Consider the following 17,348-nt stretch of genomic DNA (forward strand, 5'->3'; position numbering starts at 1 on the left):
TGCCCTCCTTAGTCAAATTTCATACGTGTGGCTTTCAGGTTCACAATCGCCAGAGCGCCAACCAGCAGGAAGATCAGGGTGGCAATCGCCGCCGCCAGACCAAAGTCCTGGCCGCCGCCGCCTTCAAAGGCGATACGGTAGGTGTAGCTCACGAGCAGGTCGGTATAGCCTGCCGGCGTGGTGGTGCCGAGACGGTCCGGGCCGCCGTTGGTCAACAGCTGAATCAGCACGAAGTTGTTAAAGTTAAAGGCGAAGCTGGCAATCATCAGCGGCGTCAGCGGCTTAATAAGCAGCGGCAGCGTAATTTTAAAGAAGTTCTGGAACGGACCCGCGCCGTCCATCGCCGAGGCTTCATACAGATCGTCCGGAATCGCCTTCAGCAGCCCCATGCACAGGATCATCATGTACGGATAGCCCAGCCAGGTGTTGACGATGATAATCATCGAGCGGGCGGTGGTCGGGTCGCTGAACCATGCCGGTTTGATACCGAACAGCGCGCTCAGCATCATGTTGATTTCACCGAAGCTCTGGTTAAACAGCCCTTTGAAAATCAGAATCGAGATAAACGACGGTACGGCGTAAGGCAGAATCAGCAGCACGCGGTAAATCGCTTTGCCTTTCAGGGACTCCCACTGCACGAGGCAGGCCAGTACCATGCCTACGGCAACGGTCAGGATCACCGTCAGCACCGAGAAGACCACCGTCCAGACGAAGATGGCGAAAAACGGTTTCTGGATACCTTCGTCGGTAAACACGCGGGTAAAGTTGTCCCAGCCGATGGTGACGGTATAGCCAGGGCTGAGCTTGTCATCACCCCATTTGCCATCGGCATTTACAGACTGATAAAAACCAATGTCGTTATTCGGACGGTACTTCACGCCGCTCTGGTTGTTGGTCAGCGTGCCGTCATCCGCCAGGGTATATAGCGGCTGCGTGCCGGAGAACTGGCGCAGCGAGCTCATGGTCACTTTGCTTTCATCGGGCAGCACGGCGGTGAGCTGGGTCAGCGCCTGGCGATTCTGGGTAATGATACGCAGGTTCGCACGTTCACCCTCCGGCAGGGCCGCGGCCTCTTTTAAAACCAGCTTCTGCTCGCCGCCAAATTTGAACGCGTCGGAAAGATAGTTTTTGCCGCTCTCACCGTCAGTGAGCGCTAACTTCCACTCGTCACCTGCAGGATACAGGCCGAAGTTAAAGGTTTTACCCGCCTGATAAGAGCGATCCAGAAGCACCTGAGTGGCGCGCTCCTGCGCGAGCTGGTTGGTGCTGCTGTAGTTGGTGAACGCAATGGCGATGGTGCAGATCAGCGGGAACAGGACAAATAGCCCCATCCCGGCCACGCCCGGGTAGACATAGCGCCAGGCATAGGCTTTACGGTTGGCGAAAATATACAGGCCAGCAGAGCTTAAGATCAGCGTCATGATGGCGAACAGATATTCCCCTTGTACGTACATTAAAACAACAAGGTAACCCACCAGCAGACACAGCAGACCGATCGCTGACCACTTCAGCGCGTCGCTTTGCCACCAGTGCTTCTTTTTAATGACATCCATGGGGTTCTTCCTCTACAACGGTGGAAACTTTTCGTCAGGTGGCGCTGCGCTTACCTGACCTACGGATCGTGCCGTAGTCGTAGGGCGGGTAAGCGCACGCGCCACCCGCCGTTTTTCTTCTTACTTAGTAATACGACCCTGAGCATCCTTCAGCGCGGCATCGACAGTCTGGCGACCGCTTGCAGCGTTGATGACGGCGGTACGGGTGGCGTACCAGAACGCGGCCATCTGTGGGATGTTCGGCATGATTTCGCCTTTCTGAGCGTTATCCATGGTTGCCGCGATGCGTGGATCTTTTGCCAGCTGATCCTGGAAGGATTTCAGCGCCACGGCGCCCAGCGGTTTGTCCTTGTTCACTTCACCCAGACCCTGATCGGTCAGCAGGTAGTTTTCAAGGAACTCTTTCGCCAGCTCTTTGTTCGGGCTGGCGGCGTTGATGCCCGCGCTCAGCACGCCCACGAACGGTTTAGACGGCTTGCCGTTGAAGGTTGGCAGCAGGGTCACGCCGTAGTTGATTTTGCTCTTGTCGATATTGGTCCAGGCCCACGGACCGTTGATGGTCATCGCGGTTTCGCCTTTGTTGAACGCCGCTTCCGCGATGGAGTAGTCGGTATCCGCGTTCATGTGTTTGTTCTTAATCAGGTCAACCAGGAAGGTCAGGCCTTTTTTCGCGCCCGCGTTGTCCACGCCCACGTCTTTCACGTCATATTTGCCGTTTTCAAACTTGAACGCGTAGCCGCCGTCGGCAGCAATCAGCGGCCAGGTGAAGTACGGTTCTTGCAGGTTGAACATCAGGGCGGATTTACCTTTCGCCTTCAGCTCTTTATCCAGTTTCGGGATCTCTTCCCAGGTTTTCGGTGGGTTTGGCACCAGGTCTTTGTTGTAAATCAGTGACAGGGCTTCAACCGCGATTGGGTAGGCGATCAGCTTGCCGTTATAGCGAACGGCGTCCCAGGTGAACGGGAACAGTTTGTCCTGGAAAGCTTTGTCTGGCGTGACTTCAGCCAGCAGGCCAGACTGCGCGTAACCGCCGAAACGGTCGTGTGCCCAGAAGATGATGTCCGGGCCGTCGCCGGTTGCTGCAACCTGCGGGAATTTCTCTTCCAGTTTGTCCGGGTGCTCTACGGTGACTTTGATACCGGTGTCTTTCTCGAATTTTTTGCCCACTTCGGCCAGGCCGTTATAGCCCTTGTCGCCGTTAATCCAGATAACCAGCTTGCCTTCTTCAATTTTGGCGAGCGCTGGGGCGGAAACCATCATTGCTGCAAGGGCGGACAATGCGAAAACGCGTGCGCCAGTCTTGATATTCATATCTGCCATCCTTTTTGGTGATGTGCTCGTGGATACATAAGGTGGTTCAACGTGACTCAGTCTCCTTATTTGACATCCTCTTTCCATCCTCCCAACCCCTACGCCCCACCCCCCGTTTGTGTGATCTCCGTTGCATAAATTTAAGTTATGAGTGCTGGCGCACATAAAAACCCACCGAATTTTGCAGGCGGCTTCACGAATTTCGCCTCAGCCCCCCGGCTGCGGTCGCAGAGCCTGTTCTCTCATCCTCCCGCCTCCTCCCCCATAAAAAAGGCGGGGGGTGGAGGATTCACGAAAGTAATGGATACCCCATAGTGAACTTATCTTGAATGTTTCTGTCGGTGACAGGTTGTAACGAAGGGAGAAGGGCATGGCGAGCGTACAGCTGCGTAATGTAACGAAAGCCTGGGGCGACGTAGTGGTGTCGAAAGACATCAATCTGGACATCACTGAAGGCGAGTTTGTGGTGTTTGTCGGCCCATCAGGCTGTGGTAAATCAACTCTGCTGCGTATGATTGCCGGTCTTGAAACTATCACCAGCGGCGACCTGTTGATCGGTGATACCCGAATGAATGACGTCCCGCCAGCCGAACGCGGCGTAGGCATGGTGTTCCAGTCTTATGCGCTTTATCCCCATCTTTCCGTTGCCGAGAACATGTCCTTTGGCCTGAAGCTGGCCGGGGCGAAAAAAGAGGTCATTAACCAGCGCGTCACGCAGGTGGCTGAAGTGTTGCAGCTGGCGCACCTGCTGGAGCGTAAACCGAAAGCGCTTTCCGGCGGTCAGCGTCAGCGTGTGGCGATTGGCCGTACGCTGGTGGCCGAGCCGCGCGTGTTCCTGCTTGATGAACCTCTCTCTAACCTGGATGCCGCCCTGCGCGTCCAGATGCGTATTGAAATCTCCCGTCTGCACAAGCGCCTTGGCCGCACGATGATTTACGTCACCCACGATCAGGTTGAAGCGATGACCCTCGCCGACAAAATCGTGGTGCTGGACGCCGGTCGCGTGGCGCAGGTGGGCAAACCGCTGGAGCTGTATCACTACCCGGCAGACCGCTTTGTTGCGGGCTTCATTGGCTCGCCAAAGATGAACTTCCTGCCCGTCAAAGTGACGGCGACAGCCATTGAACAGGTACAGGTGGAGCTGCCAAACCGCCAGCAGGTCTGGCTGCCGGTCGACAGCGCCAACGTACAGGTCGGGGCAAATATGTCCCTCGGTATCCGTCCTGAGCATCTACTGCCAAGCCACATTGCGGATGTGACGCTGGAAGGTGAAGTTCAGGTCGTCGAACAGCTTGGTCACGAAACACAGATTCATATCCAGATCCCCGCCATCCGTCAGAACCTGGTCTACCGCCAGAATGACGTGGTGTTGGTAGAAGAGGGTGCCACATTCGCTATCGGCTTGCCGCCAGAGCGTTGCCATCTGTTCCGTGAGGATGGCACCGCATGTCGTCGGTTGCATAAAGAGCCAGGCGTTTAAGCAATCCCAAAAGAAGACACGAAACCGACAGGTGAAGTGTTCAAAGAAAAGCAATGATCTCAGGAGATAGAATGATGATTACTCTGCGCAAACTTCCTCTGGCAGTTGCCGTCGCAGCGGGCGTAATGTCTGCTCAGGCGCTGGCCGTGGATTTCCATGGTTATGCTCGTTCCGGTATCGGCTGGACGGGTAGTGGCGGCGAACAACAGTGCTTCCAGGCAACCGGTGCCCAAAGTAAATACCGTCTTGGTAACGAATGTGAAACCTATGCGGAACTGAAGCTGGGCCAGGAAGTGTGGAAAGAAGGCGACAAGAGCTTCTACTTCGACACCAACGTCGCGTACTCCGTGGCGCAACAGAACGACTGGGAAGCCACTGACCCGGCGTTCCGTGAAGCCAACGTGCAGGGTAAAAACCTGATTGAGTGGCTGCCAGGTTCTACCATCTGGGCCGGTAAGCGCTTCTATCAGCGTCATGACGTCCACATGATCGACTTCTACTACTGGGATATTTCTGGTCCTGGTGCGGGTCTGGAAAACATCGATGTCGGTTTTGGTAAGCTCTCTCTGGCAGCAACCCGTTCTTCCGAAGCAGGCGGTTCATCCTCTTTCGCCAGCAATAGTATTTATGATTACACCACTCGTACAGCGAACGATGTCTTTGACGTGCGCCTGGCACAGATGGAAATCAACCCAGGTGGCACTCTGGAACTGGGTGTTGATTACGGTCGTGCTAACCCGCGTGATGATTATCGCCTGGTTGATGGTGCTTCAAAAGATGGTTGGATGTTCACCGCTGAGCACACCCAGAGCATGCTGAAGGGCTATAACAAGTTTGTGGTTCAGTATGCCACTGACTCAATGACGTCTCAGGGTAAAGGCTTGTCTCAAGGTTCTGGTGTAGGCATCGATTCTAACTCGGGTTATGCCTATGACATTAACAACAACGGTAGCCTGCTGCGTATTCTCGACCACGGTGCAATCTCTCTGGGCGATCGCTGGGACCTGATGTATGTCGGTATGTACCAGGACATCGACTGGGATAACAACAACGGGACCAAGTGGTGGACCGTGGGTGTACGTCCGATGTTCAAATGGACGCCTATCATGAGCACCTTACTGGAAGTGGGTTACGACAACGTGAAATCACAAAGCGCTGACGAAACCAACAACCAGTACAAAATCACCCTGGCACAACAGTGGCAGGCAGGCGACAGCATTTGGTCTCGCCCGGCAATCCGTGTATTCGCAACCTACGCCAAGTGGGATGAGAAGTGGGGTTATGACTACAACGGTAACCCATCTAACAACGCTAACTACGGTAAAGCGTTCAAAGATGGTTTCAATGGAAGCTCCTTCGGTCGTGGCGACAACGACGAGTGGTCCTTCGGCGCCCAGATGGAAATCTGGTGGTAATCCCGTCTTAATCTGACGTAATGACCAAACTGAGGGGCGCAAGCCCCTCAATCCTTGGGACGGCGCGCTATTGCCTGGCTACCGCTGAACCTGTGCATTTTGAGGTGATAACAATGAAAATGAACAAAACTCTCCTTGCCCTTTGTTTATCCGCAGGGCTGCTGGCAAGCGCGCCTGCCGTGACGCTCGCTAACGTCAATTTCGTTCCGCAAAACACAACATCTGCACCAGCTATTCCGACAGCGGCACTGCAACAGCTTGTCTGGACGCCTGTCGATCAGTCTAAAACCCAGACCACCCAGCTCTCAACGGGCGGCCAGTCGCTTAATGTTCCGGGTATTACCGGCCCGGTCGCTGCGTATAGCGTACCCGCCAATATCGGTGAACTGGCCATTACCCTGACCAGTGAAGTCAACAAGCAGACGAGCGTATTTGCGCCTAACGTGCTGATTCTCGATCAGAACATGACGCCATCAGCCTTTTTCCCAAGCGAATACTTTACCTACCAGGAGCCTGGCGTGATGAGCGCCGATCGTCTGGAAGGCGTCATGCGCCTGACCCCTGCGCTGGGCCAGCAAAAACTCTACGTGCTGGTCTTTACCACCGAGCAGGATCTCCAGAAGACCACCACGCTGCTCGATCCGGCTAAAGCCTACGCAAAAGGCACCGGTAACGCGATTCCTGATATTCCGGACCCTATTGCTCGTCACGTCACCGACGGAACGTTAAAGCTGAAGGTGAAAACGAACAGCGGTTCCAGCGTGCTGGTCGGCCCGCTGTTTGGCTCCTCCGGTAACGGCCCTGTGACCGTGGGCAATACCGCAGCACCTGCTTACACCGCGCCTGCTGCCACGGCAGCCGCACCGGTCGCCGCAGCAGCGCCAGCCCCGGCGAAGAAAGCCGAGCCCGTACTGAACGACACCGAAGAGTACTTCAACAACGCCATTAAGCAGGCGGTGAAGCGCGGCGATGTCGATAAAGCGCTGAAACTGCTTGATGAAGCCGAACGTTTAGGTTCAACCACTGCCCGTTCCACCTTTATCAGCAGTGTAAAAGGCAAGGGGTAACTGTTCCCCACAGTGCTGATTTGTTAGTAGTTTAGTGCGCCTGAGTGGGCGCACTTTTTTTCGTATTCGCCAGGCTGTTGCGCCCATGTTGCGATAGTGATCGTTAAATAACGTTTGGCCCCCCCTCATTGCCCGTTTCTGCGATACAATGCCATTACGTTATGTATCGGAGAGTCTGGCATGTCACACCCCGCGCTAACGCAACTGCGTGCGCTGCGCTATTTCGACCAAATACCTGCGCTTGATCCGCAGCAGCTGGACTGGTTGCTGCTGGAAGATTCCATGACAAAACGTTTTGAGCAACAGGGTAAAACGGTCACGGTAACCCTGATACAGGAAGGGTTTGTCTCCGGCGATGAGATCGCCAGCGAGCTGCCGCTGTTGCCGCAAGAGGAACGCTACTGGCTGCGTGAAATTTTGCTCTGTGCCGATGGCGAACCCTGGCTTGCCGGGCGGACGGTGGTGCCTGAATCTACCCTATCCGGGCCTGAGCTGGCGCTGCAGCGGCTGGGGAAAACGCCGCTGGGACGTTATCTTTTCACCTCATCTGAGCTGACCAGGGATTTCATTGAAATTGGGCGTGATGCCGAACTGTGGGGGCGCCGTTCCCGCCTTCGCCTGAGCGGTAAGCCGTTAATCCTGACGGAGCTATTTTTACCGGCATCACCGTTGTACTAAGAGGAAGAAAAAATGGAGTGGACCCTGACGCAGAATAAGCTGTTGGCGTATCACCGCTTAATGCGTACCGATAAACCCATTGGCGCGTTGCTGCTGCTGTGGCCGACCTTATGGGCGCTGTGGGTGGCCACGCCGGGCATGCCGCCACTGTGGATCCTGGGCGTATTCGTTGCCGGCGTCTGGCTGATGCGCGCGGCGGGCTGCGTGGTGAATGACTATGCCGATCGTAAATTTGACGGCCACGTAAAGCGCACAGCCAACCGCCCGCTACCCAGCGGCCAGGTGACCGGGAAAGAAGCCCGCGTACTGTTCATCGTTCTGGTGCTGCTCTCTTTCCTGCTGGTATTAACCCTGAACACCATGACGATTCTGCTGTCCGTCGCGGCGCTCGCACTGGCCTGGGTTTATCCCTTTATGAAGCGCTACACCCATCTGCCTCAGGTGGTGCTGGGGGCGGCGTTTGGCTGGTCGATTCCGATGGCGTTTGCGGCAGTTAGTGAGTCCTTACCGCTTAGCTGCTGGCTGATGTTCCTGGCGAACATTCTCTGGGCCGTGGCGTATGACACGCAATATGCGATGGTTGACCGCGACGATGACCTGAAAATTGGCATTAAATCCACCGCCATTCTCTTTGGACGCCAGGACAAACTTATCATTGGCATTCTGCAGGTTGCGGTACTGGCGCTGATGGTCGCGATTGCGCGCCTGAACGGGCTGAACTGGGAATTTTACTGGTCGATACTGGTGGCAGGGCTGCTGTTTGCCTACCAGCAAAAGCTGATTGCAAAACGCGAACGTGAAGCCTGCTTTAAAGCGTTTATGAACAATAACTATGTCGGTCTGGTGCTGTTTTTAGGCCTGGTCATGAGCTATTTTTCCTGATTGACGCGCGGTCATGCCCCGCCGGGTATGACCGCGTCGTTACCCGGCATTACCGCCCTCACAAATTTAAACCATCGTTTCATAAATTCGCGCTTTTGTGAGGCGCTTCACCTACGCTTCTCCCGGGCTAGTCTATTTTCTAAGCGTAAAAAAATAAAACACTGTTTTAACGCTGACATCGCTACCCTGGAGCTGACTCAATGAAAACGACCCTCAAGCCGTTACTGGCCGCGCTGTGCCTGTCTGCTTTTGCCTGCACCGTTTCTGCCCAAACCATCAAAGCCGCCGATGTGCATCCTGAAGGCTACCCGAACGTGGTCGCGGTTCAGCACATGGGTGAAAAACTCAAACAACAAACCGACGGCAAGCTGGAGATTAAGATCTTCCCCGGCGGCGTGCTGGGGGATGAAAAGCAGATGATTGAGCAGGCGCAGATGGGGGCGATTGACATGATCCGCGTCTCCATGGCGCCGGTTGCCGCCATCCTGCCGGATATCGAAGTCTTCACCCTGCCGTACGTTTTCCGCGATGAGGATCATATGCATAAAGTGATCGACGGGGATATCGGCAAGCAGATCGGCGACAAGCTGACCGCGAACCCGAAATCCCGCCTGGTGTTCCTCGGCTGGATGGATTCCGGCACCCGCAACCTGATCACCAAAGAGCCGATCGTCAAACCTGAAGATCTGAAAGGGAAGAAAATCCGCGTGCAGGGCAGCCCGGTGGCACTCGCCACGCTGAAGGACATGGGGGCGAACTCGGTGGCGATGGGCGTTAGCGAGGTTTACAGCGGCATGCAGACCGGCGTGATCGACGGCGCGGAGAATAACCCGCCCACCTTTATCGCCCACAACTACATGCCGGTTGCTAAAAACTACACCCTCAGCGGCCACTTTATCACCCCGGAAATGCTGCTCTATTCAAAAGTGAAATGGGACAAGCTGAGCGCTGATGAACAGCAAAAAATCCTGACCCTGGCCCGTGAAGCGCAGTTCGAACAGCGCAAGCTGTGGAATGCGTATAACGACCAGGCGCTGGCGAAAATGAAGGCGGGCGGCGTGCAGTTCCACGATATCGATAAGACGGTATTCATCAAGGCCACAGAGCCGGTGCGCGCCCAGTATGGCGACAAGCATCAGGATCTGATGAAAGCCATCGCTGACGTCCAGTAATACGGAGCACGTATGTCCGAACTCTACCTGAAGTGGATGGACCGTCTGTACCTGCTCGCCATGGCGGTGGCGGGTGTCTCGCTGCTGGTGATGACGATTGTCATCCCCATCGGCATCTTTTCACGCTACGTGCTCAACCGCGGCGAATCCTGGCCGGAGCCCGTCGCCATTATCTGCATGGTGACGTTCACCTTCATCGGCGCGGCGGTGAGCTACCGCGCCGGATCGCATATTGCGGTCAATATGCTCACCGACCGTCTGCCCGCGTCGCTGCAAAAGCTGTGTGCACGTGTGGTTGATCTGCTGATGCTGCTGATTTCCGGTCTGATGTTCTGGTACAGCTACTGGCTGTGCGTCGAGCTCTGGGAGCAGCCGGTGGCGGAGTTCCCGATCCTGACTTCCGGCGAAAGCTACCTGCCGCTGCCGATCGGGTCGGCGATTTTGATTCTGTTTGTGCTTGAACGCCTGCTGTTTGGCGCGCAGGAAAACCGTCCGGTCGTGCTGATCGGCAATCACAGTTAAGGGGTGAACAATGGATGCTTTTGTTTTGTTATTCACCCTCGCCATTTTGCTGGCGCTGGGGATGCCGGTGGCCTTCGCCGTGGGGCTGAGCGCCGTGGCAGGTGCGCTGTGGATTGATTTACCGCTGGAGGCGCTGATGATCCAGATCACCAGTGGGGTGAACAAATTTACCCTGCTGGCGATCCCGTTCTTCATCCTCGCCGGAGCGATCATGGCGGAAGGGGGCATTGCCCGACGGCTGGTTAACTTCGCCTATGTGTTTGTCGGCTTTATCCGCGGCGGGCTGTCGCTGGTGAACATCGTCGCCTCGACGTTCTTCGGCGCGATTTCTGGCTCGTCGGTGGCGGATACAGCGTCCATCGGCAGCGTGATGATCCCGGAGATGGAGAAGAAGGGCTATCCGCGCGAATACGCGGCGGCGGTCACGGCGAGCGGGTCGGTGCAGGCGATTCTGATCCCGCCCAGCCACAACTCGGTGATTTATTCCCTGGCGGCGGGGGGAACAGTCTCCATCGCCACGCTGTTTATCGCGGGCGTTTTGCCGGGCCTGCTGCTGGGCGTGAGCCTGATGGTGCTCTGCCTGTGCTTCGCCCGCAAACGCGGCTACCCGAAGGGGGATAAAATCCCGTTCAGACAGGCGCTGAAAATCATGCTCGATGCCCTGTGGGGGCTGATGACGGTGGTGATTATCCTCGGCGGGATCTTGTCCGGGATTTTTACCGCCACTGAATCTGCCGCCGTGGCCTGCCTGTGGGCGTTTTTCGTCACCATGTTTATCTACCGCGACTACAAATGGAGCGAACTGCCGAAGCTGATGTGCCGCACGGTGAAAACCGTCACCATCGTGATGATTTTAATCGGCTTTGCCGCGGCGTTTGGCGCGGTGATGACCTACATGCAGCTGCCGATGCGCATCACCGAGTTCTTCACGTCGCTCTCTGATAATAAGTACGTGATCCTGATGTATCTCAACATCATGCTGCTGCTGATCGGCACGCTGATGGACATGGCGCCGATCATCCTGATCCTGACGCCGGTGCTGCTGCCGGTGACCAACGCGCTGGGGATCGACCCGGTGCACTTCGGGATGATCATGATGGTTAACCTGGGGATCGGGCTGATCACCCCGCCGGTCGGATCGGTGCTGTTTGTGGCGAGCGCGGTGAGTAAGCAGAAGATTGAAACCGTGGTGCGGGCGATGCTGCCATTTTACGGCATCCTGCTGGTGGTGCTGGGGATGGTGACGTATATCCCGGCGATATCATTGTGGCTGCCGAGGATGTTAGGGATGCAGTGACGCCGTTTTTTGCCGGGTGGCGGCTGCGCCTTCCCCGGCCTACGGTTCAGAGTTGTTATTGGCCCGGTAAGGCGCAGCCGCCACCGGGCGTTTTTATTTCCGCCGTAATAATCTCAACGCGTTCGCCGTGACCAGCACCGTCGCCCCGGTGTCCGCCAGCACCGCCAGCCACAGTCCGGTCATGCCGAGCAGCGTGGTGACGAGAAATATCCCCTTCAGCCCCAGCGCAATGCCGATGTTCTGGCGAATATTGGCGCGCGTCGCCCGCGCAAGATCTATCATCTGCGCCAGCCCGGTCAGACGGTTATGCGTCAGCGCCGCATCCGCCGTCTCCAGCGCTACGTCGGTGCCGCTGCCCATCGCAATACCGAGGGTGGCGGCCTTCATCGCCGGGGCATCGTTAATTCCGTCACCGACCATCGCCAGCGGCGCGCGGCTGTTCAGTTCGGTTACCGTGCTGACCTTGTCCGCAGGCAGTAATCCGGCCTTAAACGCCAGCCCAAGCTCGCCAGCAATCGCGGCCGCCGCGCGCGGGTTATCGCCGGTGAGGATCACGCCCTGTACGCCCAACTGATGCAGCGCCGCCACGGCGTCTTTGGCGTCATCGCGCAGAGTGTCGCGTAGTGCCAGCATGCCCTTCGACACGCCGTCCTGCATCACGGCAACGACCGTCTGCCCGGCCTGCTCTAACGCCTCAACCTGTGGATGAGAGAACGCGCCCGCCGCAACAATCAGCACTTTTTTGCCGTCGACGACGGCCTCAATCCCTGACCCGACCAGCGCCCGTTGGGCGGTTGCCGAAGGGATAGCCAGCCCGCGTCTCTGCGCTTCACGCACTATCGCCTGCGCCAGCGGGTGAGTGGAGCCCTGCTCAACGGCGGCGGCCATTATCAGCAGTTCGTCTTCACTGATGTCCTGCGGATAGATGCCGGTGACCTGCGGCTTACCAACCGTCAGCGTGCCGGTTTTATCGAAGGCGATGTGCTGAACCTGGCTCAGCTGTTCCAGCGCCGCGCCGCCCTTAATCAGCGCCCCGCGACGTGCCGCCGCCGCCAGCCCCGAGGTAATCGCCGCGGGCGTAGAGATCACCAGCGCGCACGGGCAGCCGATCAGCAGCAGGGTCAGCCCTTTATAAATCCAGCCCTCCCACGGCGCGCCGAAGAACAGCGGTGGAACGACGGTGACTAGCAGCGCCACCAGCATGATGGCGGGTGTGTAAATCCGGCTGAAGCGGTCAATAAAGCGTTCGACCGGCGCGCGGCGCTCCTCGGCCTCTTCAATCAGCTTCAGGATACGGTCGATGGCGCTGTCGCCCGGCTCGGACAGGACTTTGAGCTGCACCAGGCGGTCGACGCTGGTGGCACCGGCAGGGACTTTTTCTCCTGCCGCACGCTCCACCGGAATGGATTCCCCGGTCAGGGCGCTTTCGTCAAAGCTCGCGGTCGCGGTAACGAGAGCCCCATCGGCAGGCAGACGCCCACCCGCGGCGACTTCAATCACGTCGCCCGGGCGCAGCGTGTTGATGGCGACCGTTTCACGTTTGCCTTCATTAACCCGCGTGGCGGTTTCTGGCTTCAGCGCCATCAGCGCGCTCACCCCTTTGCGCGCCCGGCTAGCTGCCCAGCCTTCAAGGCGTCCGCCGATCAGGAACAGCAGCAGCACCATCGCCGCTTCCGCCGTCGCGCCAATGAACAGCGCGCCAATGGCCGCCACGCTCATCAACGTTTCAATGGCAAACCAGCTGCCGCTTCTCATCAGGCGCAGTGCCTGACGGGCAATCGGGAACAGCCCGACCAGGGTAGTGGCAATAAACGCCAGATTACCGAACGGGTGGTTAACCTGTTCCAGCCCCCAGCTCAGGGCCATCATGATGATGAGGGTAATAAGCGGCAGGTTTTCTTTCAGGGGAGAGGTTTTTTCGGCAGGTGCCGTTTCGCTGCGCAGGGTATAGCCCGCCTTGCTGACGGCGGCTTCAACCTGCTTGCTGACGTCTTTTTCGGCACTAACCAGCAGCTTTTCGGTGGCGAACAGGACCTGAACGTGGTTCACGCCCGGTACTTGCCTCACCGCGTTTTCCACTTTGCGGGCGCAGGCCGCGCAGTCCATGCCGTTGATGACCCAGCTGTAGCGGTTGCCGCCTTCAGGCAGCGCGTCGACCTGCGTTTCGCACGCGCCCTCGCAGCAGCAGTCGTCTTTCGGCGGAACCGGGCTGAGCTTAAGCGCCGAGAATTGTGGGACTTTTTTTGGAATTTCTGGAGTCGACATGGCAGTCTCCGGTAATGATAATTTTCTCATTAACCGCAGCATACACTCTGGAGTCGACTCCAGAGTCAAGCGTTATTTAGATATACAATGAACGCACGATCAGGAAGTGCCCGGCAAAGTAGCAGGCGGACGAAATCGCGTTATCCGCGCGGAAGCGGCGGCGATAGTGGCTGCCCAGCCAGACGATATTGCCGATTAACAGCAGCGCCGCGCCGAAGAACGCGGACATCGCCTGAGATGTCGGACGGAAGAACCACAGTTCACCGGCCAGCCACACCATCACCAGCGTCATGGCGATAAACGTGCACACCGGCAGACGCATCTCTTCCAGACGCGACCAGATCACCGCAATCAGCAGCGCGCCAATCACCAGCAGCACCAGCGGCAGCGGCCAGAAGAAGGAGAGCGTCATCTGGCTGGCAAAGTAGATGGTATACAGCAGATGGGAGAGGAAAAATGCCCCCACGGCATACAGCAGGCGCTGACGCGGCAGCAGGGTTAAGGCATCACCAATCAGGGAGGCACACAGCCCGGCGAGCACCAGATAGCTGATGGCGTTAAACATCGGAGCCTGCCAGGCGAGCAGCAGAAGCAACAGCAGCGTGACGGGTTTAAACAACCAGCGCTGCCAGGCTGGACCGCGATAGGACGCATCGACATAAAGCCATGCGGAAAAACAGACAGCGATAAATGACCAAAGCATATTAACTCCCTGTAACTGTTGAGGCTGAATAATCAGTTTCTGATCCAGTGTAGTGACGCGAGCGTGCGTTTGGCAATCCCGGGGCAGGCGAGGTATCCTGAATTCCGCATAATCTGATGGGATGTTTCAATGAGCAAGATGCCGCTGTTTTTCATTATTGTGGTGGCTATTATCGTCATTGCCGCCTCGTTTCGCTTCGTGCAGCAGCGCCGCGAAAAGGCGGACAACGACGCCGCGCCGCTGATGCAAAAGCGCGTAGTGGTGGCGAACAAACGCGAAAAACCGCTTAACGACCGCCGCTCTCGCCAGCAGCAGGTGACGCCTGCGGGCACCGGCATGCGCTATGAAGCCAGCTTTAAGCCGGAAACCGGCGGTCTGGAGATGACCTTCCGCCTGGAGGCGCAGCAATACCATCAGCTGACGGTGGGAGAGAAAGGCACGCTGAGCTATAAAGGGTCGCGTTTTGTAGGTTTTAGGGCTGAATAATGCGCGATCGGTCCCCTCTCCCGTCGGAGAGGGTTAGGGTGAGGGCATCACACCGCACCTTACTTCTTCACCTGCGCCTTAAACTTCTTCATCCACACCAGCAGTTCAAACACGCCGAAAATAAACACCCGCAGCTGCTGCCAGCCGGTCATCGGTGGGCCATCTTTCGGCAGGCCGTTTTTCAGCATCACCATCTGCAGGGCGTGCATGAACGAGGTGAAAATCAGCGCCACGTTAACAAAGATGTTCAACGGGCGCGGGAACGGGTGCACCAGATTCAAAATCAAAAATGCCCAGACGCCCAGCATCAGCAAGCGTCCCAGGTTAATCAGTACCGGCATCGGATCCTCCTTGTGCCTGACGGTGATACAAACGATAAGCCACCTGGCCTGCGACCTTTTCGCGGTGCAGATCCCAGTGAACGGGAACGGGTGGCAGGCCGTTTTCCACTTCGCTTTCTACATAAATCAGCGCGTCATCCGCCAGCCAGCCATTGTGCTCCAGCAGGGATAACGTCTCTTCCAGCAACCCCTTGCGGAACGGCGGGTCGACAAAGACCACGTTATGCGGCGTACCCTGCTGCGCGAGGAAGCTCAGCGTATTGGTGTTGACCACTTTCGCGTTCGTCGCCTTCAGCGTCGCCAGATTTTGCTGCAGCGTCTGCGCAACGCCGCGCTCCATCTCCAGCAGCGTGGCGCTGGCGGCGTAGCGCGATAGCGCCTCCAGCCCTAAGGCACCGCTTCCGGCGAAGCAGTCCAGGCAGTGGGCGTCTACCATTGATGGGGCAAGCCAGTTAAACAGCGTCTCGCGAACGCGGTCGGTTGTAGGGCGTAAACCGGGGCTGTCCGGCACCGGTAATTTCCGGCCTCGCCACTGACCGCCGATAATGCGAATTTGACCGGCCGGGGCGCGGGTGGGTTTCTTCATCTCTGGAAAGCTCTGTTAACCATAGCCCTGCGATTGCGGGCGGTGATGTCAATTAAGTAAAGTGTTAGACTATTTCATCATTTTTTTAGCTTCCCTGTATATAGCGCCGCGAGGAGTGTAGTCGCAGATGGCAAAACAAAAAAAACGTGGCTTCTTTTCCTGGTTGGGTTTCGGTGAAAAAGAGCAAGAAACAGAACAGAAAACCGAAGAGCAACAGGTTGTAGAAGAGCAGTCACAGCCTGAAACGCCTGTCGAAACCGCTGCGATTGTCGAAGCGGAAGAACCAGCGCACAGCAAAGAAGAGATTGAATCCTTTGCTGAAGAGGTGGTTGAGGTCACTGAGCAGGTTCAGGAGAGCGAGAAGCCAGAGCCGGTTATCGTAGAAACCCTTACCGAAGCGCCGCAGGCCGCTATTGAACACGAAGCGCTGCCGCTGCCCGAAGAGGTTAAAGCTGAAGAGGTTTCTGCCGAAGAGTGGCAGGCCGAAGCGGAAACCGTTGAAATCGTTGAGGCGGTGGAAGAAGAGGCGGCACTTGAGCCAGAGCTGACCGACGAAGAGCTGGAAGCTCAGGCGCTGGCGGCGGAAGCGGCTGAAGAAGCGGTAATCGTCGTGCCGGTGGAAGAGCAGGCCGAAGAAGAGATCGTTCAGGAGCAGGAAAAACCGACCAAAGAAGGTTTCTTCGCGCGCCTGAAGCGCAGCCTGCTCAAAACCAAAGAAAACTTAGGTTCCGGATTTATCAGTCTTTTCCGCGGCAAGAAGATCGACGACGATCTGTTTGAAGAGCTGGAAGAGCAACTGCTGATTGCGGACGTGGGCGTGGAAACTACCCGTAAGATCATCGCCAACCTGACCGAAGGGGCGAGCCGCAAACAGCTGCGCGACGCCGAGGCGCTGTACGGCCTGCTGAAAGACGAGATGGGTGAAATTCTCGCAAAAGTTGACGAACCGCTTAATATTGAAGGCAAAACGCCATTTGTTATTCTGATGGTTGGCGTTAACGGCGTGGGTAAAACCACCACCATCGGCAAGCTGGCGCGCCAGTTTGAGCAGCAGGGCAAATCGGTGATGCTGGCGGCGGGCGATACCTTCCGTGCGGCAGCGGTTGAGCAGCTCCAGGTGTGGGGCCAGCGCAACAACATTCCGGTGATTGCCCAGCACACCGGCGCGGATTCCGCATCCGTGATTTTCGACGCCATCCAGGCGGCGAAGTCGCGCAACGTGGACGTGCTGATTGCTGACACCGCAGGGCGTTTGCAAAACAAATCGCACCTGATGGAAGAGCTGAAGAAAATCGTTCGCGTCATGAAGAAGCTGGACGAAGATGCACCGCATGAAATTATGCTGACTATCGACGCCAGCACCGGGCAGAACGCCATTAGCCAGGCGAAGCTGTTCCATGAAGCGGTAGGGCTGACGGGGATCACGCTGACCAAACTGGACGGCACCGCGAAAGGCGGGGTGATCTTCTCCGTGGCCGACCAGTTCGGCATTCCTATCCGCTACATCGGTGTGGGCGAGCGTATTGAGGATTTGCGTCCGTTTAAGGCGGACGACTTTATTGAGGCATTATTTGCCCGAGAGGACTAACA

General features: G+C 57.0%; 16 protein-coding genes. 10 read left to right on the forward strand and 6 right to left on the reverse strand.

The features are described from left to right. Positions 1-8: 8 nt before the first annotated feature. On the reverse strand, positions 9-1,553 hold the full coding sequence (gene malF / locus IM314_RS14260) for a maltose ABC transporter permease MalF (protein ID WP_047362613.1): 1,545 nt from the start codon (positions 1,551-1,553) through the stop codon (positions 9-11). A gap of 120 nt (positions 1,554-1,673) precedes the next feature. Further along, entirely contained in the window at positions 1,674-2,864 is a 1,191-nt protein-coding gene (gene malE / locus IM314_RS14265; RefSeq protein ID WP_032644952.1) for a maltose/maltodextrin ABC transporter substrate-binding protein MalE, read from the reverse strand. Positions 2,865-3,234: 370 nt separating this feature from the next. On the opposite strand from malE, the gene malK reads away from it, so the two are divergent. The 8 genes from malK (at position 3,235) to IM314_RS14305 (ending at position 11,377) form a co-directional block, all read left to right on the forward strand. After that, entirely contained in the window at positions 3,235-4,344 is a 1,110-nt protein-coding gene (malK, locus tag IM314_RS14270) for a maltose/maltodextrin ABC transporter ATP-binding protein MalK (RefSeq protein ID WP_060573131.1), read from the forward strand. A 71-nt stretch (positions 4,345-4,415) separates the two neighbouring features. Next, entirely contained in the window at positions 4,416-5,759 is a 1,344-nt protein-coding gene (locus tag IM314_RS14275) for a maltoporin (RefSeq protein WP_028015131.1), read from the forward strand. Between the two features lie 113 nt (positions 5,760-5,872). Continuing rightward, the gene (gene malM, locus IM314_RS14280; RefSeq protein WP_045631390.1) at positions 5,873-6,826 is read left to right on the forward strand and encodes a maltose operon protein MalM; all 954 of its coding nucleotides are present in this window, start codon (positions 5,873-5,875) and stop codon (positions 6,824-6,826) included. A 180-nt stretch (positions 6,827-7,006) separates the two neighbouring features. Then, entirely contained in the window at positions 7,007-7,504 is a 498-nt protein-coding gene (gene ubiC, locus IM314_RS14285) for a chorismate lyase (RefSeq protein WP_014882105.1), read from the forward strand. Positions 7,505-7,516: 12 nt separating this feature from the next. Continuing rightward, complete coding sequence (ubiA, locus tag IM314_RS14290; protein WP_028015133.1) at positions 7,517-8,386, forward strand: 4-hydroxybenzoate octaprenyltransferase; 870 nt, start codon at positions 7,517-7,519, stop codon at positions 8,384-8,386. Positions 8,387-8,586: 200 nt separating this feature from the next. After that, the gene (locus tag IM314_RS14295; protein ID WP_193359113.1) at positions 8,587-9,558 is read left to right on the forward strand and encodes a TRAP transporter substrate-binding protein; all 972 of its coding nucleotides are present in this window, start codon (positions 8,587-8,589) and stop codon (positions 9,556-9,558) included. Positions 9,559-9,570: 12 nt separating this feature from the next. Further along, a complete protein-coding gene (locus tag IM314_RS14300) occupies positions 9,571-10,080 on the forward strand; it encodes a TRAP transporter small permease (protein ID WP_041911563.1) in 510 nt (169 codons plus the stop codon). Between the two features lie 10 nt (positions 10,081-10,090). After that, positions 10,091-11,377: a TRAP transporter large permease gene (locus IM314_RS14305; RefSeq protein WP_045260960.1), complete on the forward strand. Its 1,287-nt coding sequence runs from the start codon at positions 10,091-10,093 to the stop codon at positions 11,375-11,377. Between the two features lie 93 nt (positions 11,378-11,470). Here IM314_RS14305 and zntA read toward each other — a convergent pair whose 3' ends face one another. Together zntA and IM314_RS14315 are read right to left on the reverse strand one after the other, a co-directional pair. Beyond that, positions 11,471-13,642 (reverse strand): Zn(II)/Cd(II)/Pb(II) translocating P-type ATPase ZntA, encoded by a 2,172-nt coding sequence (zntA, locus tag IM314_RS14310; RefSeq protein WP_193359114.1) that lies wholly within the window; start codon positions 13,640-13,642, stop codon positions 11,471-11,473. 76 nt (positions 13,643-13,718) lie between these two features. Continuing rightward, a complete protein-coding gene (locus IM314_RS14315) occupies positions 13,719-14,345 on the reverse strand; it encodes a lysoplasmalogenase (RefSeq protein WP_028015138.1) in 627 nt (208 codons plus the stop codon). A 129-nt stretch (positions 14,346-14,474) separates the two neighbouring features. Here IM314_RS14315 and IM314_RS14320 point away from each other — a divergent pair, with 129 nt between their 5' ends. Next, positions 14,475-14,831, forward strand: a complete 357-nt coding sequence (locus IM314_RS14320) for a DUF2500 domain-containing protein (RefSeq protein ID WP_028015139.1) — start codon at positions 14,475-14,477, stop codon at positions 14,829-14,831. 59 nt (positions 14,832-14,890) lie between these two features. Here IM314_RS14320 and IM314_RS14325 read toward each other — a convergent pair whose 3' ends face one another. Further along, positions 14,891-15,172, reverse strand: coding sequence for a DUF1145 family protein (locus IM314_RS14325; RefSeq protein WP_014882110.1), 282 nt, complete (start codon positions 15,170-15,172; stop codon positions 14,891-14,893). After that, positions 15,156-15,758: a 16S rRNA (guanine(966)-N(2))-methyltransferase gene (gene rsmD / locus IM314_RS14330; RefSeq protein WP_028015140.1), complete on the reverse strand. Its 603-nt coding sequence runs from the start codon at positions 15,756-15,758 to the stop codon at positions 15,156-15,158. The genes IM314_RS14325 and rsmD overlap by 17 nt, the downstream gene beginning before the upstream one ends. A 127-nt stretch (positions 15,759-15,885) precedes the next feature. On the opposite strand from rsmD, the gene ftsY reads away from it, so the two are divergent. Continuing rightward, positions 15,886-17,346, forward strand: coding sequence for a signal recognition particle-docking protein FtsY (gene ftsY / locus IM314_RS14335; RefSeq protein ID WP_041911558.1), 1,461 nt, complete (start codon positions 15,886-15,888; stop codon positions 17,344-17,346). Positions 17,347-17,348: the final 2 nt, after the last annotated feature.

This window comes from Enterobacter cloacae complex sp. P42RS (genome assembly GCF_014930595.1).
In the GTDB taxonomy this organism is placed as follows: Bacteria; Pseudomonadota; Gammaproteobacteria; order Enterobacterales; family Enterobacteriaceae; genus Enterobacter; species Enterobacter bugandensis.